The organism is Moraxella sp. FZLJ2109, assembly GCF_024296965.1.
GTDB lineage: Bacteria > Pseudomonadota > Gammaproteobacteria > Pseudomonadales > Moraxellaceae > Moraxella.
Genome location: NZ_CP101112.1, coordinates 1,506,817 through 1,530,896, shown reverse-complemented (window position 1 = coordinate 1,530,896; position 24,080 = coordinate 1,506,817). Strand labels below are relative to the sequence as shown.

The 24,080-nt window shown below is 44.3% G+C and carries 26 protein-coding genes, 1 tRNA gene and 1 pseudogene; 18 read left to right on the top strand and 10 right to left on the bottom strand.

Translation table 11 applies throughout. The features are described from left to right. Positions 1–5 precede the first annotated feature (5 nt). The 3 genes from NKU06_RS07445 (at position 6) to NKU06_RS07435 (ending at position 1,545) form a co-directional block, all read left to right on the top strand. Positions 6–287: a hypothetical protein gene (locus tag NKU06_RS07445; protein WP_253223107.1), complete on the top strand. Its 282-nt coding sequence runs from the start codon at positions 6–8 to the stop codon at positions 285–287. Between the two features lie 246 nt (positions 288–533). Continuing rightward, a complete protein-coding gene (locus NKU06_RS07440; protein WP_253223106.1) occupies positions 534–926 on the top strand; it encodes a DUF2147 domain-containing protein in 393 nt (130 codons plus the stop codon). A 151-nt stretch (positions 927–1,077) separates the two neighbouring features. Continuing rightward, on the top strand, positions 1,078–1,545 hold the full coding sequence (locus NKU06_RS07435) for a hypothetical protein (protein ID WP_254729725.1): 468 nt from the start codon (positions 1,078–1,080) through the stop codon (positions 1,543–1,545). A 58-nt stretch (positions 1,546–1,603) separates the two neighbouring features. Here the strand turns inward: NKU06_RS07435 and NKU06_RS07430 are convergent, their stop codons facing one another. Beyond that, a complete protein-coding gene (locus NKU06_RS07430; RefSeq protein WP_254729723.1) occupies positions 1,604–2,266 on the bottom strand; it encodes a CHAP domain-containing protein in 663 nt (220 codons plus the stop codon). Between the two features lie 284 nt (positions 2,267–2,550). Between NKU06_RS07430 and NKU06_RS07425 the strand changes: the two genes are divergently transcribed. Next, positions 2,551–3,072 (top strand): hypothetical protein, encoded by a 522-nt coding sequence (locus NKU06_RS07425; protein WP_253223103.1) that lies wholly within the window; start codon positions 2,551–2,553, stop codon positions 3,070–3,072. A 363-nt stretch (positions 3,073–3,435) separates the two neighbouring features. On the opposite strand, the gene lpxC is transcribed toward NKU06_RS07425, so the two are convergent. Both lpxC and efp read right to left on the bottom strand, forming a co-directional pair. Next, a complete protein-coding gene (gene lpxC, locus NKU06_RS07420; protein ID WP_254729721.1) occupies positions 3,436–4,344 on the bottom strand; it encodes a UDP-3-O-acyl-N-acetylglucosamine deacetylase in 909 nt (302 codons plus the stop codon). A 235-nt stretch (positions 4,345–4,579) separates the two neighbouring features. Beyond that, positions 4,580–5,155, bottom strand: a complete 576-nt coding sequence (gene efp / locus NKU06_RS07415) for an elongation factor P (RefSeq protein ID WP_253223101.1) — start codon at positions 5,153–5,155, stop codon at positions 4,580–4,582. A gap of 156 nt (positions 5,156–5,311) precedes the next feature. Here efp and epmB point away from each other — a divergent pair, with 156 nt between their 5' ends. The 8 genes and pseudogenes from epmB (at position 5,312) to NKU06_RS07375 (ending at position 9,760) form a co-directional block, all read left to right on the top strand. Then, positions 5,312–6,367 (top strand): EF-P beta-lysylation protein EpmB, encoded by a 1,056-nt coding sequence (gene epmB, locus NKU06_RS07410; RefSeq protein ID WP_254729719.1) that lies wholly within the window; start codon positions 5,312–5,314, stop codon positions 6,365–6,367. Between the two features lie 61 nt (positions 6,368–6,428). After that, positions 6,429–6,505, top strand: a tRNA-Val gene (locus tag NKU06_RS07405). Between the two features lie 164 nt (positions 6,506–6,669). After that, positions 6,670–7,170 (top strand): annotated as a pseudogene (locus NKU06_RS11715) (Arm DNA-binding domain-containing protein); the annotation flags it as partial. Then, a complete protein-coding gene (locus tag NKU06_RS07395; protein WP_254732179.1) occupies positions 7,168–7,887 on the top strand; it encodes a site-specific integrase in 720 nt (239 codons plus the stop codon). The pseudogene NKU06_RS11715 and the gene NKU06_RS07395, both read left to right, overlap by 3 nt. Positions 7,888–8,303: 416 nt before the next feature. Next, positions 8,304–8,675 carry a hypothetical protein gene (locus NKU06_RS07390; protein WP_254769548.1) on the top strand — a complete coding sequence of 124 codons (372 nt, stop codon included), beginning with the start codon at positions 8,304–8,306 and terminating at the stop codon, positions 8,673–8,675. Positions 8,676–8,689: 14 nt separating this feature from the next. Beyond that, a complete protein-coding gene (locus NKU06_RS07385; RefSeq protein ID WP_254729715.1) occupies positions 8,690–9,124 on the top strand; it encodes a hypothetical protein in 435 nt (144 codons plus the stop codon). A 193-nt stretch (positions 9,125–9,317) separates the two neighbouring features. Then, positions 9,318–9,521, top strand: coding sequence for an AlpA family transcriptional regulator (locus NKU06_RS07380; protein WP_254729713.1), 204 nt, complete (start codon positions 9,318–9,320; stop codon positions 9,519–9,521). Beyond that, positions 9,518–9,760 carry a helix-turn-helix domain-containing protein gene (locus NKU06_RS07375; RefSeq protein WP_254729711.1) on the top strand — a complete coding sequence of 81 codons (243 nt, stop codon included), beginning with the start codon at positions 9,518–9,520 and terminating at the stop codon, positions 9,758–9,760. Before NKU06_RS07380 ends, NKU06_RS07375 begins: the two co-directional genes overlap by 4 nt. A gap of 161 nt (positions 9,761–9,921) precedes the next feature. Here NKU06_RS07375 and NKU06_RS07370 read toward each other — a convergent pair whose 3' ends face one another. Beyond that, positions 9,922–10,896 carry an IS30 family transposase gene (locus NKU06_RS07370; RefSeq protein WP_254729709.1) on the bottom strand — a complete coding sequence of 325 codons (975 nt, stop codon included), beginning with the start codon at positions 10,894–10,896 and terminating at the stop codon, positions 9,922–9,924. Between the two features lie 105 nt (positions 10,897–11,001). On the opposite strand from NKU06_RS07370, the gene NKU06_RS07365 reads away from it, so the two are divergent. Beyond that, positions 11,002–11,382, top strand: a complete 381-nt coding sequence (locus NKU06_RS07365; protein ID WP_253224312.1) for a hypothetical protein — start codon at positions 11,002–11,004, stop codon at positions 11,380–11,382. 2 nt (positions 11,383–11,384) lie between these two features. Here NKU06_RS07365 and tetR(H) read toward each other — a convergent pair whose 3' ends face one another. Beyond that, on the bottom strand, positions 11,385–12,008 hold the full coding sequence (gene tetR(H) / locus NKU06_RS07360; protein ID WP_254729707.1) for a tetracycline resistance transcriptional repressor TetR(H): 624 nt from the start codon (positions 12,006–12,008) through the stop codon (positions 11,385–11,387). Between the two features lie 91 nt (positions 12,009–12,099). On the opposite strand from tetR(H), the gene tet(H) reads away from it, so the two are divergent. Beyond that, on the top strand, positions 12,100–13,266 hold the full coding sequence (tet(H), locus tag NKU06_RS07355) for a tetracycline efflux MFS transporter Tet(H) (protein WP_254729705.1): 1,167 nt from the start codon (positions 12,100–12,102) through the stop codon (positions 13,264–13,266). Positions 13,267–13,270: 4 nt separating this feature from the next. Here tet(H) and NKU06_RS07350 read toward each other — a convergent pair whose 3' ends face one another. After that, on the bottom strand, positions 13,271–14,245 hold the full coding sequence (locus tag NKU06_RS07350; RefSeq protein WP_254729703.1) for an IS30 family transposase: 975 nt from the start codon (positions 14,243–14,245) through the stop codon (positions 13,271–13,273). Positions 14,246–14,574: 329 nt separating this feature from the next. On the opposite strand from NKU06_RS07350, the gene NKU06_RS07345 reads away from it, so the two are divergent. Further along, on the top strand, positions 14,575–14,763 hold the full coding sequence (locus NKU06_RS07345; RefSeq protein ID WP_254729701.1) for a hypothetical protein: 189 nt from the start codon (positions 14,575–14,577) through the stop codon (positions 14,761–14,763). 65 nt (positions 14,764–14,828) lie between these two features. Here the strand turns inward: NKU06_RS07345 and NKU06_RS07340 are convergent, their stop codons facing one another. The 4 genes from NKU06_RS07340 to NKU06_RS07325 form a co-directional block, all read right to left on the bottom strand. Beyond that, positions 14,829–16,160 (bottom strand): ferric reductase-like transmembrane domain-containing protein, encoded by a 1,332-nt coding sequence (locus NKU06_RS07340; RefSeq protein ID WP_254729699.1) that lies wholly within the window; start codon positions 16,158–16,160, stop codon positions 14,829–14,831. 157 nt (positions 16,161–16,317) lie between these two features. Then, a complete protein-coding gene (gene blaROB / locus NKU06_RS07335; RefSeq protein WP_254729697.1) occupies positions 16,318–17,238 on the bottom strand; it encodes an ROB family class A beta-lactamase in 921 nt (306 codons plus the stop codon). 148 nt (positions 17,239–17,386) lie between these two features. Then, the gene (locus NKU06_RS07330) at positions 17,387–18,361 is read right to left on the bottom strand and encodes an IS30 family transposase (RefSeq protein ID WP_254729695.1); all 975 of its coding nucleotides are present in this window, start codon (positions 18,359–18,361) and stop codon (positions 17,387–17,389) included. 233 nt (positions 18,362–18,594) lie between these two features. Further along, complete coding sequence (locus NKU06_RS07325; RefSeq protein WP_254729693.1) at positions 18,595–19,977, bottom strand: FAD-binding oxidoreductase; 1,383 nt, start codon at positions 19,975–19,977, stop codon at positions 18,595–18,597. A gap of 281 nt (positions 19,978–20,258) precedes the next feature. Between NKU06_RS07325 and NKU06_RS07320 the strand changes: the two genes are divergently transcribed. The 3 genes from NKU06_RS07320 (at position 20,259) to NKU06_RS07310 (ending at position 23,973) form a co-directional block, all read left to right on the top strand. Continuing rightward, the gene (locus NKU06_RS07320; RefSeq protein ID WP_254729691.1) at positions 20,259–21,158 is read left to right on the top strand and encodes a LysR substrate-binding domain-containing protein; all 900 of its coding nucleotides are present in this window, start codon (positions 20,259–20,261) and stop codon (positions 21,156–21,158) included. A 127-nt stretch (positions 21,159–21,285) separates the two neighbouring features. Continuing rightward, positions 21,286–22,554: an aspartate aminotransferase family protein gene (locus NKU06_RS07315; protein ID WP_254729689.1), complete on the top strand. Its 1,269-nt coding sequence runs from the start codon at positions 21,286–21,288 to the stop codon at positions 22,552–22,554. Between the two features lie 57 nt (positions 22,555–22,611). Next, on the top strand, positions 22,612–23,973 hold the full coding sequence (locus tag NKU06_RS07310) for a VOC family protein (RefSeq protein WP_254729687.1): 1,362 nt from the start codon (positions 22,612–22,614) through the stop codon (positions 23,971–23,973). Positions 23,974–24,080: the final 107 nt, after the last annotated feature.

Here is a 24,080-nt window from a genome sequence, read left to right as displayed (position 1 = left end):
ATGACATGATTCACCCCTTTGACAATGATCATGAAGCGCTGAGTATTGGCGGCTTAAGCGTCGAAAATGGCTTGGATGGCATTGCTATTTATGGTGATTTGACCATTTATCCCAATGCCGATGGGCTTAACCAAGCCAAAGCACTGCAAGCTTTTGCCGATGTATTGGTCACAAAGCTTACAGACAGACTTAACCGCCCATCAGCTGGCGATTCTACAAATGACTTATCGGTCACAGATGGCGATGCTGTACAGACGAAAGAGACGATTAACAATCCATTTGCCTAAGAATCGTACAGCTAAGTGATTGAATTGCTTATATTTTGTGCAAAATTTCTCCAAAAGAAACACTCGTTCACTCGTTGTAACAAAATCAGCCGTAAACCATAACAAAACTTTGTCTAGACAGTTTGCAATTCTCAAATCGCTTGGTTATAATGAATTCAAGCTTGAAACTGCCAGCTAAGCTTTTGGGCTGATTTAAGCGGTTTTCTTAATGATTTTAATCACAGGTGTTTCACCAAGGAGTGTTTTATGAAATTCTCTAGCAAGTTGATGGCAATCGGCGCTGGTCTTGCACTATCAGCATCAGCATTCGCCGCCGACGGTATCGTCGGTCACTGGCAAACTTATGAAGATGGTCAGCCAAAAGCCGTCGTACAAATCAGCCAATCAGGCAATACCTTCACAGGTAAAATCGTCGAAGGCAATACCGCCAAAGCCAAAACTTATGTCGGTCGCACAGTCATCACTGGCCTAAAGGCTGATGGCGGCGGCAAGTATAGCGGCGGTAAAATCACCGACCCTGTCAATGGTAAAACCTATGATCTGAACGCAACGCTAAAAGGCTCAAAGCTTGACCTAAAAGGCGGCTACAAGATCGCAGGTAAAGTGGTTGGTCGCAGCCAAACTTGGCAGAAAAAATAAGCTTCTCGCCTGATAATCAAAAATGCCCGAAGTTCGCTTTGGGCATTTTTGTTTGTCTATTATTTTTATTAACAATAATTACTAAAAATAGCTTTGTGCAAATAATCATTTGTGATATGATAAAAACTCATTCCACTCTCAAGGAAAGATGATGAAACGCACGCTGATTTGTATACTGGCTGCAGCAAGCTTAGTTGCACCGAACATCACCTTTGCCAAAACCAGCACAGAAAACAGTAAGAAAATCGCGGTGGTAAAAAAGGTTTTCCAAAACTTCAATAATCATCGCAGTACGAATATTTTAAAAAATGCTACACCTACCTTTCAGCGCGCAGTACGCAATGACAATGCGCGCACTCCTGATGGCGAGATGAACTGCCAACCTTGGGATATGATGGGTGGCTCTGATCCCATGATTAAAAACCCAAAATTCACCACTAATAAAAAAGGCAATGTGTTGGTCAGCTACCGCAATCACGGTTCTTTAGAAAAATTAGAATTTCAACTGACTAAAACTGGCAGCCGTTACGCGATTGCCGACATTTGGAATACTGATGAGATTTACGAAGGCAAATCATTTATAAGCCTAATGAATGAGTGTCAGCTGTATGGTTTATAAGCCATTACCCAAAACAAAACCCAGCCTATAAGCTGGGTTTTTATCATCTGATTATAAATCAGTTCATCGCCAAGACAGTGCCTGTATTCGCAGATGCATCGATATAACGCGCATCACGCCATACGGTATAGCCATTGTGCTGACGATATGGGCTGAAATTCGGCTGACGAAAATCTGACACCCATTGGTTGCCATCATAGATTTGTATATGGCCGTGTGGGTTTTTGCTAGTGCGGTTAAATACCACGACATCGCCCACTTGTGGCTGATAGTTGTCATTGCTGATTTTTACAAAGCCTGCGCCTGCTAGTGTGCCGTTGGCATATTGATAAGCAGATGGCTGTGGGGTGAATTCATAACCAGCGGCTTGTAGTGCACGGCGCACATACAAAGCGCAACGACCGATACTGCGACCTAATGCAGTGCGTGATGCCTGCATGGCAGCGATACTTGGTGCGCTGTTGCTGGTCAGCTTAGCGGCGACGCTGCTTAGTGCAGAAGAGAAATTTGAGCTGTAATTTGTGGTGGCTTGAGTGAGTAAATTACTGCGCGGATTTTGGTTGCTGCTCGCGATTAGGCTGTTGATGGCGCTGTCAATGTCGATTTCAACATCAGGCACGCTGGCAACATAAGCTTCTTCGGCTGCATAAGTGCTTTGTGCGGCACTTGATTGTGCAATGGTCAAGCCAACGGCTGACATTAGCCAAAATACTCGTTTCATTTAGGTTTCTCCCACGCGCATGGCTTGCTTGGCTCATCAGCTAAAATGGTGAGTGCCGATGTGTCCTGCCGATACCTTAAATACGGCGATTTGACTGCCCCTTTGCGTTGCCTTGTGCGTGTTTTGTTGGTTGGTTTTGTTTAAAGCTCGTGGACGCAGCACACTTCCTTTGCGTACTAGAAAAGCGGCATTCTTCAGAAGAATTACCACTTTTCTCTTTAGGCGTGATACACTTGCTCTGCGGACACCATGTCCATAGGTTCTACAGTTTTATCTGGTGAGATATGTCTGATTCTACAAAAACCACAACGATCAATGATTTATTGGCAAAAACAAATAAGCCCAATCATCTGGCGAGTCGCTTGGAGCATCATGCTGCTGCAGGCGCTGCACTGCCTGCGAATTTATCAAGGCAGTATCATCATCTGCATCAGCTGACCATCATAGTACGCCAAGCATTATCAGAGCTACTGCCCGAATCAGTGCTTGCCGACTGCTATGTCGCTACTGCGTCGCCGACCGAACTGTGTATCTCACTCAGCTCAGCCACCGCGGTGAATCATGCGCGCTATATGATGGTGAATTGTGTTCAAGCTTTGCGCGCTTATGATTCGTGTTTTTGTCATCTGCAGTCGCTCAAGGTAATTTTAGCCCCAAAGCCGATCCAATCAGACGCTCGCCAAGACAGTTCACATAGAACCCTAAGCGAAAACACAAGGCAAAATATAGCACAATCTGCGCAATTTGTCACGAAAAATGAACGCTTGCGTGCAGCTTTACTTAAATTAGCCCAAGACAAACCGTGATTTGTTAATATGACTTTGATGGTTGTCTTAACGATCAAAGTCATTTGATTGTGTTGATTAATTGTTATGATGTTACATGGTTTTTGTAAAGTTTTGTAAATTTACAATCTTGCTGTGATTTTTCACACCATCGCTATCGACAACATTGCACAGTTACTATTTTCCAAACCCTTACCGCCACCACTGTAATCCCTTACTATTATCAGTGTTTTTCGGACCCACAAAAAAAATACCAACGGTGCTATATATGCAACTGTTGGTATTTTTTGCGAAACTTATTGATGCTACGGTCAATATGACAATCTTTCTAGCAGTTTTCTATACCATTTTTGGCATCGGTACAGCCGTTCACTCAGTACATCATTATTCGCCTGCATCGACATAGACGATTGGGCAATCATCTTTGTCATAAAATGTTACAATTTCATAGCTACTTTCATCAGCCAGAACCGCACGGATCAGGTTATTATTAACTGCATGACCTGATTTGTACGCAGAAAACTTACCCAGCAGCTGATGACCGATGACATACAGATCGCCCACCGCATCAAGCATCTTATGGCGCACGAACTCATTTGGATAACGCAGACCGCCTTCATTGACCACTTTGTCATCATCAAGCACAACGGCATTATCAAGGCTGCCGCCTAGGGCAAGATTGTTCTTTTGTAGATATTCTAAATCCTTTAAAAAACCAAAAGTACGCGCCTGCCCCACTTCGATGGCGAAATTTGCGGTATTAAAATCAAGGCGTGTGCTCTGCTCGGTGGCAGCGATGGCAGCATGGCTAAAATCAATCTCAAAATCCATCAAAAAGCCATTATCATACGGTTCAAGGCGCGCCCATTTATTGCCATCGCCCACTTCCACAGGCTTGATGATTTTGATGAATTTTTTGGGTGCGTCCTGCTCTTGGATGCCCGCTTGATCGATCAAGAACAAAAACGGCGCAGCACTGCCATCCATGATCGGAATCTCTGCAGCATCCACTTGGATGATCAGATTGTCAAGTCCACACGCCGCCACCGCTGACAGCAGATGCTCAACCGTACCAACGCGCGCATCGCCCTGCACCAAATTCGATGACATCATGGTATCAACCACCAGATCCGCTTGCATCGGTACGCTTGCGCCCAGATCCGTGCGCTCAAACATGATGCCCGTATTAGGTTCGGCAGGCTTTAGCGTCAGCGTCACTTTTTTGCCACTGTGCAGACCGATCCCTGTCGCCGTAATGGCTTGCGCAACCGTGCGTTGATTTAGCTGTGTCATACTCATTCTCGATCAAAATATTTCAAAATGTGTCATGATAGTTTATCATCGACTGCCGATTTTGTCATCAGTTGCACTTACGGCTTTATCAATAATTGTGTTTAATTTGTTTTATGATTTGTAATTTATATAAATCATTAGAAAATATTTGATTTTATCAATAAAAATTCAGCCCAAAACACAATAAAAAAACAGGTGCCGATCAAGCACCTGTTCGCATGATAAAATGCAAGAATTACGCAGACACGCGCGTTTGGTATTCGCCAGTACGGGTATCGACACGCACAACTTCATTTTGTTGGACGAATAGCGGTACGCGCACCACAGCGCCAGTTTCTAGGCGTGCAGGCTTACCACCGCCACCTGAAGTATCACCGCGTACACCTGGATCGGTCTCAACGATCTCAAGCTCAACGAAGTTTGGTGCAGTCACTGACAAAGGCGCGCCATTAAATAGCGTGATGGTGCATAGCGCGTTTGAGTTTTCTTTTAGCCATTGTGCTGCGTCACCCATCGCAGTTTTGTCCGCTTGTAGCTGCTCAAAAGTCTCTGGGTGCATGAAGTGCCAAAACTCGCCATCATTGTACAGATAGTTCATTTCGGTATCGACAACATCCGCGCCTTCTAGCGTGTCGCCTGATTTGAAGGTTTGCTCAAGCACTTTGCCTGTGCGTAGGTTGCGTAGTTTTACGCGGTTGAACGCTTGACCTTTACCTGGCTTCACATATTCATTTTCGATGATTGAACATGGGTTGCCGTCTAGCATGACTTTCAAGCCAGCTTTAAAATCGTTAGTAGAAAAACTTGCCATAGGAATTACCTGCAACTTATCAATAAAAAATCGAGCAATGCTCAGTTAAAATTTCAATTCGTGGTCAAAAAATGCGTTATAATGACGACAAACGCAATTTTCGCTGCAAACATTGCATTATATAAAGTTTTACTGAATTTTGTCAAAAAATAAACCATGATTTCTACAAAAAAATTTTTCAGTGATGCCGATCTGCCCACTTTTACCGATTGGCAAAGCGAATTGGCAGCGGCAGTAAGTGATGTCGATGAGCTGTATCGCTTGCTTGAGCTGCCTGCGCCGCGTGATGTATATGCACCCAAGCAGTTCGCCCTGCGCGTGCCACACGCATTCATCGCCAAGATGAAAAAAGGTGATGCCAATGATCCGCTGCTACTCCAAGTCCTGCCAAGCCATGCCGAACGCTTGACAACCGATGGCTACAGCACCGATCCCTTGGCAGAAAATCACCACAATCCCATCAAGGGGCTGCTGCACAAATACCGCTCGCGTGTGCTTTTGACCATCACAGGGGCGTGTGCAGTGCATTGCCGTTATTGCTTTCGCCAGCATTTTGATTATGCTGCCAATCAGCCAAGCAGCCGCGAGATTGATGCGGTGATTGATTATATCAACGCCTGCGACGATGTCGATGAAGTACTATTAAGCGGCGGCGATCCGCTCAATGTCAATAATAAAAGGCTTGCGCTGTGGCTAGAAAAGCTTGCCACCATCCCCCATGTCCGCACCGTGCGCCTGCACACACGCCTGCCTGTGGTGCTGCCCAATCGCATCGATGATGAGCTGCTTGGCTTATTTGCCTCTTTCCCAAAAAAGCTTGTGATGGTGCTGCACATCAATCATACCAATGAAATCGATGACAATCTGATCGCCAAATGCCAAGCCCTGCGCGCATCGGGCATCACTTTACTGAACCAAACCGTGCTACTCAAAGGCATCAATGATGATGCTAAAACTTTATGCGCACTCAGCCATGCGTTATTTGGTGCAGGGATTTTGCCCTATTATCTGCACATCTTGGACAAAGTGGCGGGCGCGGCGCATTTTGATCTGCCAATTGAGCAGGCGGTGGCGATTTATTGGCAGCTTTTAGAAAACTTATCCGGCTATCTTGTGCCAAAGCTTGTGCAAGAACTGCCCAATCAACCTTACAAAACCCCTGTCGATATTCACGCATACCGCCCCAATCCACACACCGCCGAAAAAATATGAAATTTATGCAAAAAGTGCTTGCAAAAGACAAAAACTTCGGTATAATAGCCATCACTTATTTAGGCGTATAGCTCAGTTGGTTAGAGCACCACCTTGACATGGTGGGGGTCGATGGTTCGAGTCCGTTTACGCCTACCAAACATTAATTTAAGGGTGTCCATTTCGGTGTGACACCCTTTTATTTTCAAGGCTTTTCGCCATTTTCCTTGTCCCACATTGTCCCATATAATCCCTTTAAATCCTAACAAAATGTTGGTATCATTGTTGGTATCGGTTTTTGTGATACCAACAAAGGGGCTAAAATGCTGACTGATACCGCCATTAAAAAGCTGAAACCATCAGACAAATGCACGCATGGCAAAGTAGATAAATACACCGATGGAAACGGCTTACAACTTTGGGTGAGACATACAGGCGTAAAATCATGGGTGATTGCCTACCGATGACACGGCAAACAGCAAAGCATGACCATTGGCACATATCCAACTATCAGCCTACAGCAGGCACGCATACACGCCCTATCAATCAAAGAGAAAATCAAACAAGGCATTGACCCAAAGCACGCCAAGCCATCAGCGGTGCTATTTGGTGATGTGGCAAACGATTACCACGCCAAAAGAAACCCCAACAACCCCGACAATGCAGGCAAACACACCGTAACTATTGGCACATACAACAGGGATTACAGAGCCTATATTAACGACATAGCCCCAAAGCTTGCCCATATCGATATACAAGCCATCACGCCTGCAATGGTGCTAGATGTGGCAAAGACGATAGAGAAACGGGGGGCGGGTGATATGGCAAGCCGTTCAATACGCCAAATAGGGGCGATATACCAACACGCCATACACAAAGACCAATTCAACGGCGTATCACCGCATACAGGGCTAGAAAAGCAACTAGGCAAACGCCAAAAGCGTAACTATGCACGCATTGAATTTCACGAACTCAACGCCCTATTTGCTGATATTGAAAATTCCAACTGCCAACCATTAACCAAACTTGCTTTTCGGTTTCTTTGTTATACCTTTGTGCGTACCAAAGAAATGCGGTTTATGACATGGGGCGAAATTGATTTGCAGGCGTGTTTGTGGCGTATTCCTGCCAAGCGTATGAAAATGCGTAAAGACCACATTGTCCCACTATCAAGCCAAGCCATACAGATACTACAGACCATCAAGGCTATGGGGCTAAGTGATGAATTTGTTTTTTTCAATCCATCATCACGCAATGTTATCAGTGAAGCCATTTTGACCGCATCACTCAAACGGCTAGGATGGCAGGACAAAATGACGGGGCACGGCTTTAGGGGATTGGCAAGCACTACATTACATGAACGCCAATACAATCACGATGCCATAGAATTGCAGTTAGCACACACAACGGGCAACGCCACAACACAAGCTTATGACCACGCCAAACACATTCCCTACCGCCAACAGATGATGCAAGAATGGGCTGATATGGTGGATGGTGAAATTGGTACAATCAGCGATTTTGTAGAAAATCATTGTTAAGGCGGTAAATTTAAAAATGGTATTCCCAAAAATCCCCTATTTAACCCACTACACCGCTACACAACCGCTACAACCCTTGCTATATAAGGCTTTGAGCGTGTAGCGACTTGAAAAACAGACCCGCTATAAAAAAAGGGTAACCCGCTACACCGCTACATAACCGCTACAACGCCAAGCCTTATGTATCAATGGATTGGGCGATTTATGGCAAAAATGGCGTGCATTTGGCTTGCCTGCAATATGGCATTTGGTGATTTAGGATAGTTAAGCAAGATTAATCAATAGGGGAATGTAGTTTGTTGTAGATTGGCATAATCTAAAACACTTTTGCAGGGCTAGGAGTAGCTACCGAACGGCGGTTATTATTGCACCTTAGACCGCCACGCCCTGCATCCTATTTGGTTAAGGTGCTAAAGGTGCAAATGATGGGATTGACAAACCTTTTGGATGAAGTGGGCTATATTTCATTTGATGATATGGTGAATGCCATTCACCAACATATCGGATTGGATAAAGATATTGAAATGGCAGAAAATATTTTATTACACATTTTGGACAAGCATATTCAACCACATGAAGAAACAATCAAAATATATAACAATATTCAAAATGTTTGGCAGGAATTAATAAGAAATCCATATTCCGAATGGGCTGATTATAGTATATGGTACAAATGGAACGATACAGAAATTCAAATGGATATAGCAAATTATCAGCATATCATTATTGAAATCATGCGAGAACGCAAACACCAAAGAAAACTTTTAAACGAACCAGTATTATTTTAAGAAAGGAATATTTGATGAAAAATTTAGATAAAGTCATAGGATTTAAAAAGTCTGAAATCTTACAAATCATCAAAGAATTTGACCCTACATTTTCTTTTGATAGCCATTCAGATAATGCTATTCACCATCCAAAACCATTAGAAAGCAAGCATCAGCAACAGATAGCAGACCTACAGGCAGAAAATGCACACCTGAAAGCACACATTGCAGAGCTTGAGAGCCAACTCAATCAAGCCAATATCACGCCCGCTATAAAGCACACCAACACGGCATTACAAGCCCTGCATGATGTGCTTGTTACGCATTGGCAGGACTATGACCCATCACAGCCAAAGACACGCCCAAAGCAAGATTTTATTAAAGCTTGGATTGTCGAAAATTACCCCGAGATTGAACCAAGTAAGGCGTTATGGATTGATAAGATTATCCGACATGGCACGCATGATTAATTTTTACCGTTACGGTTTATAGCCCTTGATACACAAGGGCTTTTTTATTGCGTGATGGTGAAAAATGCAGGCGTAACGGTGCTTACCGTAAGCCTTAACGGTATTGCCGTAACGGTACATTCACCGCCTATCATACGCCCATAGCCCCACATGAACGAATGTGGACGAATTAAACAGCTATGGAGTAATTACCATGAACAAACAACCTACCCTATCACCGCAAGGCATGAGCCGATTAAAGGACATTTTGCCGTTATTGCCATTTGGTAAATCTACCCTTTGGCGTATGGTAAAAGATGGCACATTTCCACAGCCTATCAGATTTGGCACGCATTGCACCGCTTGGAAAAATAGCGAAGTCCTAGCATGGATTGAACAACAAGGGGGCAAGGCATGAAAGACCTAGACAGCTACAAAGCTAAGATTTTGGCATACCTAAAGACAGGGGCAACGCTTGAGCCAATGACCGCCTTAAACCTTTGGGGATGTTGGAGCTTATCACAGCGTATCACCGAATTAAAACAGGATGGCTATCCAATCCAATCACGCATGACAACCGCCCCGAGCGGTAAACGCCATGCAGTCTATTGGATAGAACCAAGCGATATTGCCAAACTGACAGGAGTGATGGCATGAAAGGATTAGAGGGATTAATAAAAATTCATGTGATGAATGCAGGCGATGGGCTAAGCATTGATAGCATAAAACAGATAATGAACACATTTAACAGCCGTCAAACGCTAAGCCCATTTGTTATTTTTGTAGATGATACCGCATTGGTTTTTGATCTTGAATTGTCAAACCAAGTGCAACGTTTTTTTGAAGTAAACTTCATAAGGTGTTTTCCAACCTAAACATTTACGCGGTCGTAAATTCAGTTTATTGACCACCTGTTGAATATCAACTTCGCTCCACTGATTGATGTCTTGGTGCTTCGGAAAGTATTCACGAAGTAACCCATTTGTATTTTCATTCGTTCCCCGTGTCCATGGTTGATGCGGCTCGGGGAAGTAAAATTCTACACCCAGTGCTTCTGTTACCAAACGATGTTGGGCAAATTCCTTACCACGGTCTGGCGTAATTGACCGCAATATATGTGAATCAAGCAATTCAATCATGGCTTTTTGGACAGTTTCGGCTTTTTTGGCAGGAATGTTCTTCACCAACTCAAAACGACTTTTGCGTTCCGTCAGCGTCAGCAAACAAGCTCCACCCGCTTTACCCAGTACGGTATCGGCTTCCCAATGTCCAAAGCGACTGCGATTTTGCGCCGAAATGGGACGGTCGTTCAAATGGTTGGATATCTGAATTTTGCCACGTTTTTCATGATGATTTTTTGTATGCCGTGTTTTGCCTTTGTGGCGTAGTTTGCGACTGGCTTTGCGTTCTCCTATATCAAACAGCCCTGAATAAATACCACGATAAATGGTTGAATAACTGATTGATAAATTAGATTGTTCTAATTTCAATCGTGCGCTAATTTGTTCAGGCGACCAGTTTTCTGTCAGAAACTTTTCTTGCACCAAATTGAAATATTCAGGCTGCTCTAATTTGCGCTGTGCTTTGCTGTTTTGACGATGCTTCAAATAGCTGTTTTGTGCGTTCGTTGCACTGTAGCTTTCTAGAGTGTGTCGTTTCAGCTCGCGAGAAATGGTGCTGGAACTACGCCCCAATGCTTTGGCAATTTCGGCTTGTTTTTTGCCCTGTGCGAGTAAAATCATTATCTTTTCTCGCTCGTTTATTGTAAGATGTCGGTAGGAAGTACTCATCATTTGGAAGTGGTTTTTGTGTGGAAACAAAATTATATTCTAGTTGATGAGTACTTCTTTTTTGTTGCACTTGGATTGTAAATTCAGCAATGGAATGGCGCTGAAGAAGTGCAATCTTCATCAGGCATTATTGTATCAACAGGATTGGGATCAACGGGGTGGTTTCAATCTATTCTTGCTGGTGCGATGGCAATTACAGGAGAAGCTTCGCACCCTCTATTACAAGGCTTTAGCTGGAGTGATCGAAAGCTACAATTTAGTGTAAGAGAGCCATTTCCAAGTAGAACAACAGGTGTTGCACTGACTTTTGGCACTATTGAGCCTGACTCACCACTGCAATTAGGATCTTTGATGCCAGAGAATGGCGTAATTTTCTCTGATGGCATCGAAGATGACTATTTACAATTTAATGCAGGTTGTATTGCTCACATTGGTATCGCTGACATACAAGGGCAACTAATTAGCCAAAAAGGGCGTCAGCGAATTTAGATTTATTTAGCGCTCTTTAATACTGTTTCAAGTCCAGAGATCATCACATCAAGGACAAACAAAAATGCAGCATCACCATTATCACTATCCATAATTGCAACGGCTTGGGTTAATAATGGCGGATAGGCAACAGTATCCGTCTCTACTTTTTCACGCTCTTTTTGGCTTTCTTGATGCTCTTGAGTTTCCAGTACGGAGCCTAATGTAAAATGCGCAATAGAGCTTAATGCATACACGGCTTGAGATAGACTAAACCCAGCATCACACAAAAACTGTAGTTGCTGTTCTGATGTCTCAAATTGACTTTCAGAGGGGCGTGTTCCCGCATGAATTTTGCCACCATCACGATACATTAATAAGGCTTGGCGGAAGCTTTTCGCGTTATTTCGCAAAAAGTCCTGCCATGTTTCATTCGGCAATGGCAAAACATGATGATGGTGCTTTTGCAAAATAGTTTCTGCTAATGCATCTAACAAAGCGCGTTTATTTTTTACATGCCAATACAATGTGGGTTGTTCCACACCTATTTTTTGCGCCAGCTTACGCGTTGTTAATCCTTCAATACCAACTTCATTAAGTAAAATCAACGCATTATCAATAACTTGTTCTTTATCTAGCTTTCCCATTACCTACCTCAAAATAAAATAGCCTTGACAATCTATCACTGATAGTGATATTTTACAACCACTCTATCACTGATAGATTTTTAGGATCTCAATGAATAAATCAATTATTATTATACTGCTGATCACCGTATTAGATGCCATTGGTATCGGGCTTATCATGCCAGTACTCCCTACTCTATTAAATGAATTTGTCAGTGAAAATTCACTGGCAACCCATTACGGTGTGCTATTAGCGCTCTATGCTACCATGCAGGTTATTTTTGCTCCTATTCTAGGACGACTGTCTGATAAATACGGCAGAAAACCCATCTTGCTGTTTTCCCTTTTAGGCGCGGCACTCGACTATCTTTTAATGGCATTCTCAACCACACTTTGGATGCTCTATATTGGGCGCATCATTGCGGGGATCACAGGCGCAACAGGTGCCGTATGTGCATCAGCGATGAGTGATGTGACTCCCGCTAAAAATCGAACTCGCTATTTTGGTTTCTTAGGTGGTGCTTTTGGTGTTGGCCTTATTATCGGCCCAATGCTAGGGGGATTATTAGGTGATATCAGTGCTCATATGCCATTTATTTTTGCCGCTATTTCACACTCGATATTATTAATACTCTCTTTGCTCTTTTTCCGAGAAACACAAAAAAGAGAAGCGCTTGTTGCCAATAGGACACCTGAAAACCAAACTGCCTCAAATACAGTCACTGTTTTTTTTAAGAAAAGCCTCTACTTTTGGTTAGCAACCTATTTTATTATCCAGCTTATCGGGCAAATTCCTGCCACCATCTGGGTGCTGTTTACACAATATCGTTTTGATTGGAACACAACTTCTATCGGTATGTCTTTGGCGGTTCTGGGTGTATTACATATTTTCTTTCAGGCGATTGTCGCTGGGAAATTGGCACAAAAATGGGGCGAAAAAACCACCATTATGATCAGTATGTCTATTGATATGATGGGCTGTTTATTATTAGCGTGGATAGGCCACGTTTGGGTCATCTTACCAGCATTAATTTGCTTAGCGGCAGGAGGTATGGGGCAACCCGCATTACAAGGTTATTTATCAAAATCTGTCGATGATAATGCGCAAGGGAAATTACAAGGTACTCTGGTGAGCCTAACCAATATTACCGGGATCATTGGTCCCCTTTTATTTGCCTTTATTTATAGTTATAGCGTCGCTTATTGGGATGGTCTGTTATGGCTGATGGGGGCAATACTTTATGCTATGTTGCTTATTACCGCTTATTTTCACCCTTGAATTGTCAAACCAAGTGCAACGTTTTTTTGAAGTAAACTTCATAAGGTGTTTTCCAACCCAAACATTTACGCGGTCGTAAATTCAGTTTATTGACCACCTGTTGAATATCAACTTCGCTCCACTGATTGATGTCTTGTTGCTTCGGGAAATATTCACGAAGTAACCCATTTGTATTTTCATTCGTTCCCCGTGTCCATGGTTGATGTGGCTCGGGGAAGTAAAATTCTACGCCCAGTGCTTCTGTTACCAAACGATGTTGGGCAAATTCTTTACCACGGTCTGGCGTAATTGACCGCAATATATGTGAATCCAGCAATTCAATCATGGCTTTTTGGACAGCTTCGGCTTTTTTGGCAGGAATTTTCTTCACCAACTCAAAACGACTTTTGCGTTCCGTCAGCGTCAGCAAACAAGCCCCACCCGCTTTCCCCAGTACGGTATCGTCTTCCCAATGTCCAAAACGACTCCGATTTTGTGCCGAAATGGGACGGTCGTTCAAATGGTTGGATATCTGAATTTTGCCACGTTTTTCATGATGATTTTTTGTATGCCGTGTTTTGCCTTTGTGGCGCAGTTTGCGACTGGCTTTACGTTCTCCTATATCAAACAGCCCTGAATAAATACCACGATAAATGGTTGAATAACTAATGGATAATTCAGATTTTTCCAATTTCAATCGTGCACTGATTTGTTCGGGCGACCAGTTTTGCGTTAGGAACTTTTCTTGCACCAAACTGAAATATTCAGGCTGCTCTAATTTGCGCTGTGCTTTGCTGTTTTGACGATGCTTCAAATAGCTGTTTTGTGCGTTCGTTGCACTGTAGCTTTCTAGAGCATGTCTTTTCAGCTCACGAGAAATGGTGCTGGAGCTACGTCCCAATGCTTTGGCAATTTCTGCTTGTTTTTTGCCCTGTGCGAGTAAAATCATTATCTTTTCTCGCTCGTTTATTGTAAGATGTTGGTAGGAAGTACTCATCATTTGGAAGTGGTTTTTGTGTGGAAACAAAATTATATTCTAGTTGATGGGTACTTCTTTTTTGTTGCACTTGGATTGTAAATTCAGCGCCAAAATAAAAAGCAGCGTTTGCTTGCTGTTCAAACGCTGCTAAAATTATGTTCAAATTTGTTCAAAGTTGGTATCAAAGCTGCTTAATTTTTTGCCACTTTTGTGCAAAAAGTATCAAAGCCACCCACAAATCCCAAATCCCCTGAAATACCCATGGATATTAGCATTCAGCGACAATTACCCGCGCTCTACTAGGTATCATAGTTATCACTACCCCATAATTTGATGATATTCAGCCAGCCGTGCGATTAAATTATCATTTAGATGATGGCAGAACGGTTCACATTGAATTGGTTCAATTAGACGACACGCGCACATTATTCCGCGAAACCTTTGAAGCCGATAGTCAGCAAGATATGGCATTACAGCGCAATGGCTGGTTGGCGATTGCCAAACATTTGCGCGATGAATGCGAACGCAGCGCGGCATAAATTTCAGGCAGCCTGAAAATAAAAAATGCCGTTTGAAAGTCGATTTTCAAACGGCATTTTGCGTGTTATCTCATCTCAAAACATTCCTGATGGAATCGGTTGCTGGCTAAACCTTGTTGCATGGCTGCGCTTCGTAACGCTTGTCCAAATTCGTTTACGCCACAATACCATAGCGATGTATTTTGCCAATTTGTGATGTGATTAACTAATTCAGTTGCACTCCAACGACCGTGTTGTGCCGTATCGCGTAGGTGTAGGCGAATATTCGCGGCTTGGGCGGTTTGCTGCAACTGTGCGATAAATTCAGGCGTGTTATCGCGGTAACTGTAAAATAAATCAATAGTTTGTTGATTACCTTGTTTCACTAATTCATCGATTCTCGCTAAAAATGGCGTGATACCGATACCTGTGGCGACCCAAATTTGCGATTCAGACACGGGCGTGTTGAAAGTAAAACGTCCGTATGCGCCTTCTAATCTGACTTCATCGCCCACACGCAAGCGTTGCGCCAAAGTGCTGGTGTAATCGCCTAGATTTTTAATGCAAATTTGTACTGTTTGGCTACCTAAATCCCATGCTGATGACAACGTAAATGGGTGTGGCTTTTCTGGGTCGTTAGCGAAGCGAACAAAAACGAATTGTCCTGCTTGGTGTCCTTGCCATTGTGGTACGCGAATGTGTAATTGCGTGGTGGCGTTGTCAATAATAGGCGTAATATGTTCAATGCTGCCTGAAAACTGGCGTGTTTTGCCTGTTTTGCTGATTAAAATCCAAATCGCTGCAAATGAACCCAACAGCATACACAACGCCATAAACCACGCAATCGGTTGCGCCCAAAAGCTGTATTTCATCAATACCACCGAGTGGAACACCAACACCAAATAACCTACGGCAAGCCATTTATGGCATTTGGCAAACCAGTGATAAGGTATCCATTTTAATATTGCCACAATCATCAATACCGCAACCGCATAAAATGTCCATTCGCCCAAATCTTGAGCCAAGTCGCTCATGCTGCGAAACCATTGTTCTATTGCGCTATTGGGTGCGGTTTTGATTTTGGGTGGTCGGGTGTACCAACCCCATTCTGCGCCCCATTTAATGACTTTTGCGACCCAAAAATGGAGCATACTGGCAACCAATGCCGTCATGCCAAACCATTTATGCAAACGGTAACTTTTATCTAAACCATTCAAATAGCTTTCCAAAAAGGCAGGGCGAGCCGCCAAAATCAAGCAAGCACTCATTGCCATCATAGCAATCATGCCTGTGTATAGGCGAAAGGAAGCGCGAAATGCAAACGGTTCAAAAGGTTGGGGAATGAGTTTGTCTGCCATTAAATACATTAAGGTAATGGCAATAAGGCTTGTCCAAAGAGTAATTTTGCTGGTTTTCATGATATGGTTTAATCCAATTACAATATGACGACATGATATTGGCTGAAAATTAAGGAAAAATTAAGAACCTGTATATGTAAATTAATAGATTGATTTTTTTTGATAATTTTTATGATTTCAGCCCTAAATTTTCACTTTTTCTAACAAAATGAATTTGTTAGTTGAGCTGTAAAGTATGAAATACTTGCTTTGCTGCATCTTCTACTAATTTATTGTTGAATTTGGCTTCTTCGGTAAATTGCGTACTCATGATTGCCATCACAATCGGTTTGCGATTTGGTATGCGAACCACCGCAATATCATTGCGTACACCATATTTTTTACCCGCCCCGCTTTTATCGTACACTTTCCACGATGTTGGCGTAGCAGCGCGAATCAATGGATTGCCTGTTGCGTTATTGTCCAACCAATTCCACAAAATCGTTTTTTGCGATTCGGTTAATGTGTTGCCCAATAAATACGCATTTAAATTCATCGCCATTTGTTTGGGTGTACTCGTATCACGAATATCGTTGGGTTTGGCTTGATTTAAATCGGGTTCTAGCCGATTGGCATGGGTTACGTTATCGCCTAATTGTCGCAAAATACGTTGATATTGTTCCACGCCACCCAATTCTTTGAGCAGCAAATTGGTCGCGGTGTTGTCGCTAAACCGCACGGCTGCTTCACATAATTGGGCAATCGTCATGCCTTTGCCAACGTATTTTTGGGTTTCGGGAGAATAACTAACCAAATCTTTTTGGCTATATGAAATGGTACGATTTAAATCTTTTTCAGGCAGCGATTGCAACACCGCCCCAGCCAACAACGCCTTGAAAGTGGACGCATAAGCAAAGCGTTCATCTGCACGATAAGACAAAGAATGTCCCGTTTCTGTATCCCATACATAAACGCCAATTCGGGCTTGATACTGCTGTTCCAAATTCGCCAAAGCCTGTTGAAAGGTGGCTTGTGTGGCTGATTGTTGCACAGGCGCACTAGCAGGCTGCGGATTAGACGTTACCGAATGAACAGAATTGGGCGAACAAGCCGTTAATGTCAGCAATAATAATGTGCCGATTTTTAACTTATTTAACATAAATTATCCTTTGATTTTACTAAATAAATTTCTTTTCAGGCAGCCTGAAACGTACATTGCGCGGAAATTCGGATAATTTGTTTGTAGAACAAAAAAACAGATTTTGGCGAATTTAAGCGCAAAAGTCTAGCAATTTAGCCTTGAATTGTCAAACCAAGTGCAACGATTTTTTGAAGTAAACTTCATAAGGTGTTTTCCAACCTAAACATTTACGCGGTCGTAAATTCAGTTTATTGACCATCTGTTGAATATCAACTTCGCTCCACTGATTGATGTCTTGGTGCTTCGGAAAGTATTCACGAAGTAACCCATTTGTATTTTCATTCGTTCCCCGTGTCCATGGTTGATGCGGCTCGGGGAAGTAAAATTCTACACCCAGTGCTTCTGTTACCAAACGATGTTGGGCAAATTCCTTACCACGGTCTGGCGTAATTGACCGCAATATATGTGAATCAAGCAATTCAATCATGGCTTTTTGGACAGTTTCGGCTTTTTTGGCAGGAATGTTCTTCACCAACTCAAAACGACTTTTGCGTTCCGTCAGCGTCAGCAAACAAGCTCCACCCGCTTTACCCAGTACGGTATCGGCTTCCCAATGTCCAAAGCGACTGCGATTTTGCGCCGAAATGGGACGGTCGTTCAAATGGTTGGATATCTGAATTTTGCCACGTTTTTCATGATGATTTTTTGTATGCCGTGTTTTGCCTTTGTGGCGTAGTTTGCGACTGGCTTTGCGTTCTCCTATATCAAACAGCCCTGAATAAATACCACGATAAATGGTTGAATAACTGATTGATAAATTAGATTGTTCTAATTTCAATCGTGCGCTAATTTGTTCAGGCGACCAGTTTTCTGTCAGAAACTTTTCTTGCACCAAATTGAAATATTCAGGCTGCTCTAATTTGCGCTGTGCTTTGCTGTTTTGACGATGCTTCAAATAGCTGTTTTGTGCGTTCGTTGCACTGTAGCTTTCTAGAGTGTGTCGTTTCAGCTCGCGAGAAATGGTGCTGGAACTACGCCCCAATGCTTTGGCAATTTCGGCTTGTTTTTTGCCCTGTGCGAGTAAAATCATTATCTTTTCTCGCTCGTTTATTGTAAGATGTCGGTAGGAAGTACTCATCATTTGGAAGTGGTTTTTGTGTGGAAACAAAATTATATTCTAGTTGATGAGTACTTCTTTTTTGTTGCACTTGGATTGTAAATTCAGCAGCAATTAAACTCAAATATATCATCTTAAGTTTTTTCGCTCGTGGTGAGATAAGTTAAACCATAACAAAAAAACCGTTCATCCTTTGACTGACTTAAGGACGAACGGTTTTGGTAGATTTTGGTTAAACAACCATATCAACCACCCCATCACTCAAACCAAATTTTCCCTGGATTCATGATATTTTTGGGATCGATGGCGCGTTTGATGGCTTTCATGACTTCGATGGCAGCGCCATGCTCAGTTTGCATATATTTGCGCTTGCCCTGTCCGATGCCATGCTCACCCGTACAAGTACCACCCATTTCGATTGCGCGATTTGCTAAGCGCTCCAAAATGGTCTCAGCCGCCTGCATCTCACTTGGGTTATTGGTATCGATCAAAAGCAGCACATGAAAATTACCATCACCGACATGACCGACAATCGGTGCAAGCAGCCCAAAGCTTGCGATGTCTTCTTGGGTCGCGACCACACACTCAGCCAGACGCGAAATCGGCACGCAAGCATCGGTAGATAAGGCGCGTGCATCAGGGCGTAATGCACAGCTCGCGAAATAGGCATTGTGCCGTGCTGTCCACAGTTTTTTGCGCGCGGATTCATCACTATCCCACGCAAAATCCGTACCGCCAAAGTCACTGATGATCTCGCCAAATCGCGCCGCCTGCTCAGACACTTCACTGTCTGTACCATGAAACTCCACAAACAGCGTCGCCTGCTCAGGCAGCGTCAAGCCTGAATACTGGTTACACGCACGGATCTGCATCGGATCAAGCAGCTCAATGCGCGCGATCGGCAAGCACAGCTGAATGGTCGCGATCGTCGCCTGACACGCCATGTCAATACTTGGAAAATGACACACACCACTGCCGACACATTCAGGCTGACCGAACAGACGCACCGTAATCTCGGTGACGATGCCAAGCGTCCCTTCTGCACCGACCATCAGACGCGTCAGATCATAGCCTGCCGATGACTTCTTGGCGCGCGTGCCGGTATGGATGATCTCACCTGTCGGCAGCACGACTTCCAGCGCAAGCGTCACATCTTTCATCGTGCCATAGCGTACCGCATTTGTGCCCGATGCGCGCGTCGCCACCATGCCACCGATGGTCGCATTCGCCCCTGGGTCTAATGGGAAAAATAGCCCCGTGGCGCGCAGATACTGGTTGAGCGCCTCACGAGTCACCCCTGCTTGCACGGTCGCGGTCAGATCTTCTTCATTGACTGCGACCACTTGATCCATCTGCGACATATCAATACACAGACCGCCCTGTGGCGCATTCACCTGCCCTTCTAATGATGAGCCAATCCCAAAGGCAATCACTGGCATCTGATACTCATGGCAAATCTTCACCGCATCTGCTACATCGTATTTATCCTTCGCCATCAGTACCGCATCGGCAGGCTCGTTATCCAGCCAAGTCATGGTATGTGCGTGCTGCTGTCGCGTGGTGAGATTGGTCGATAGCTGATCACCGAATCGCTCACAAAGCGCGGTGATGGCGTCGTGAAATCGTGTGTTCTGTGACATAATCATTCCTTAATAAGTGCATGGTTATTTATATGATTTACATAATAATTTTATAAAATTTATATGATAAACGGCATCATAATCCCGATGCATCACTATAACGCAAATGCACCGATGAATCCAGTTTATCACCGATATTTGATGCATAAAAAAGTGCAATTTTAATAAATTTTCTATTCTGATCATGCATAGATCATGGTGCAGAATGCTGATTTTATGGTATATTTTATGTTATATTAAATCGCTCACAATAAGCCACTTAGCATCAGCAGTTATCGACCATGGTTCAGTTAAACTTCCGCCGTTATCCATCCACCACCGCTTTACAGTGCTTTGAGTGCACCGCTCGCCATCTTAGCTTCACTCGAGCCAGTAAAGAGCTACACATGACCCAAAGTGCGGTGAGCAAACAGGTCGCTCAGCTTGAAGAGCTGCTTGCTGTTTCGCTGTTTCATCGCTCAAGCTCGGGGCTGTTTTTGACACCTGCTGGTCAAGCCTACTACCACGATGCCCAAAACATCCTGCAGCAGCTTGAACTCTCCACACTCAATCTGATGGCACACGGCGTCGAAGCTGACACGCTACACATCATCTCGCACGCCACCTTTTGTGCGCAGTGGCTTATCCCTGCACTCAAGGGCTTTCGTCAGGCACATCCACTCATCCACCTAGACATCGCCGAGCAAGCCAGCGCCCTACTTGGTGATAATATCGATATGGGCTTTGTGTATGGTGATGGCGTGTGGGCAGGTATGGAGTCGGTGAAGCTGTTTGATGAATGTTCGGTGGCGGTAGCTGCACCAGATTATTTAGAAAATATCAATAGCCTATCTGATCTTGCCAAGGCACATCTGCTACAAGTCCGCACCCGCCCCCGTGCTTGGTATGATTATTTTATCCAGCAAAATCACCCTGTCGAATCTGCCTTGGTCGGTGTGCGATTTGATACATTCAATGCCTGCATCAAAGCCGCCAAGATAGGCTGTGGTGTCGCATTGGTGCCATTACGATTTGTCAAAGACCAGCTGGCCAAAGGCGAGCTCATCCAAGTACACCCCTATCAGATGGCAGGTCGTGGTGCCTATTATATGGTGTATCGCACGGAGCTTGGCCATAGTCATAAGGTGCTGACGATGTTAGATTGGATTCATAATTATCTTGCACATACGCATGATGACTAAGTGTTTGTCGCCATGACAAAATAGAATACCCCACCGCCAAATATTCGTTTGAAGCCATCATCAAAACTTGCCACAATAACCTTAGTCAAGCCAACTCTTATCATTGAGTTTAAAATAAGGAAATTTTATGGCAACACCAGCACATCTGCCCGATGGCATGGGCATCGTCCACCCCATCACCCTAAGTCATGGCGACAATGATCGTGTATGGGACATAGACGGCAAGGCGTATATTGATTTTTTTGGTGGGATTGGTGTGCTCAATTTTGGGCATTGCCACCCTGCCATCGTTGACGCCATCAGCACACAGGCGAGCAAGCTTACTCATGCTGCTTACAATGCCACTTATCACACCCTTTATACAGACTACATTCAGCGACTGACCGACATCATCCCGATTGATGATGATTTATCCGTCATGCTCACCAATAGCGGTGCTGAAGCAGTCGAAAATGCCCTAAAAATCGTCCGCCAAGCCACAGGCAAAGCAGGCGTCATTGCCTTTGATGGGGCGTTTCATGGGCGTACGCTTGCCACGGTGAATCTCAATGGCAAAGTTGCACCCTATAAATCAGGCTTAGGGCTACTTGCCAGTGGCATCTATCATATTCCCTTTGCCAGTCCTGATACCGGTGTAAGCAGCCAGACGGCGATTGAGGCACTTGAGCGGCTGATTAGTGTTGAAGTGGACATCGCAAATATCGGTGCAATGATCGTCGAGCCTGTGCAAGGCGAAGGTGGTTTTGCGGTGATGGATCATAAGTTTGCCCAGTATCTGCGCGCGTTTTGTGATACGCATGGCATTGTGCTGATTTTTGATGAAATCCAAGCAGGCTTTGGGCGGACAGGCATGCCGTTTGCTTTTAGTCATCTTGGCGTTGAGCCTGATATACTCTTGCTTGCCAAAAGTATGGCGGGCGGTATGCCACTTGGTGCGGTCGTTGGACGAGATAAATTCATGCAAGGGCTGATTAAGGGCAGTCTTGGCGGAACCTATTCGGGCAACCCTGTGGCGTGTGCTGCGGCGATGGCGGTGCTTGAGATTATGGCGGATGATACGCTGTGGCAAAATGCCAAGTGCTATGCCGATACGCTTGAGACGACCATCAGCACTTGGCAACAAGACGGCGTCAGCGACTGGCTGGCAGGCTTGACAGGCATTGGTGCGATGCGCGGCATCATCCTAAAGCATCCCAAATACGGCGCTCATCCTAAGGTCATGGATTATGTGCTGACCTGCGCAAGAGACAAAGGCTTACTGTTGATGCCAAGTGGTAAATATCGCCACATTATTCGTCTATTACCGCCTTTGACCATCAAGATGGATACCCTGCAAGAAGGCTTGGCAATTTTAAAAGAAGTCTTGGCAAGTATTCCTGATGAGTTTGTTCAGTAATTATCACCAGTTGTCATTGTGATTGTAAAATAGCCAATCAATCAATGGAGTTTTTTTATGAGTCAATTTATCCCAAAAGCCGATATTCGCCACGCCTTTTCACTGGCAATGTCAAAAATGTACCAAACCGAAGTGCCATTGTACAAAGACCTAATGGACCTGGTTGCTGACATCAATGCCGACACACTTACCAAAGATAGTGAATTAAAACAACACCTTAGCAATACAGGCGAGCTGTCTCGCATTGATTTGGAGCGACATGGGGCGATTCGCTTGGGGCTACCGAGCGAGCTTGCTACCATGCGTCGTCTATTTGCAGTGATGGGGATGTATCCTGTCGGCTATTATGACCTTGCCCCTGCGGGTGTGCCTGTACATTCAACGGCGTTTCGTGCCATTGATGGTAGCGAGCTACAGATGAGTCCGTTTCGGGTGTTTTGCTCGCTACTACGCCCAGAGCTCATTGATGATGACGCCTTGCGTGCTACTGCCCTACAAACCTTGCAAAACCGCCAAATTTTTAGCGATGGCGTACTAGCTTTGATTGACAAATGCGAACAAGACGGCGGACTGAACGCCGATGATGCTGATAAGTTTGTCAGTGAAGCCATCAAAACCTTTCAATGGCACAAAACATCGCCTGTTTCCAAAGCGTTTTATGAACAACTATTATCACAGCATCGCTTGATTGCTGATGTGGTAGGGTTTTATGGTCCACACATCAATCACCTAACGCCACGCACGCTAGATATTGACGCAGTGCAAGACGAAATGGGTCGCCGTGGTATCACTGCCAAAGACATCATCGAAGGGCCGCCACGCCGCAACTGCCCGATTTTGCTACGCCAAACCAGCTTTAAGGCGCTCAATGAAGCTATTATCTTTACAGGCGATGGTGAAGAAGCAGGCAGTCATACCGCACGATTTGGTGAGATTGAACAGCGTGGCATTGCCTTGACACCAAAGGGTCGCACGCTGTACGATGAGCTACTTACCAAGGCACGAGCCAATCTTGCTACGACACCCGAAAAAGACCCTGATGCGTATTACAAAGCACTATCGGAGAGTTTCGTTGCATTTCCCGACGACTATCAGACGCTGTATGATGAGGGTTTGGCGTATTTTTATTATCAACTGAGCGATGATTTTGCCAGCAAAGATGTGGGCGATGAATCAGTGCAAACGCTACTGAATAATGGCGTATTGCGACTTGAGCCGATTGTCTATGAAGACTTTTTGCCTGTGTCGGCAGCAGGGATTTTTCAGTCTAATCTGGGCGATGATGCCAAGTCAGGCTATGATGGTGCATCCAACCAAGCCGCCTTTGAGCGTGATTTGGGTGCAGCTGTCTATGATGAATGCCAGCTGTATCAAGCGATGATGGATCAATCATTGGCAGAGTGTTTGCAGAGATTGTAAACGCTTTTAGTTCATGCCCTTTCACCATTCCACCTAGGAATGAGTGCATGAATTATCCACGGTTGCACTTTTATGCAAAACACGATAAGTTATTCGTATCAAGCGAA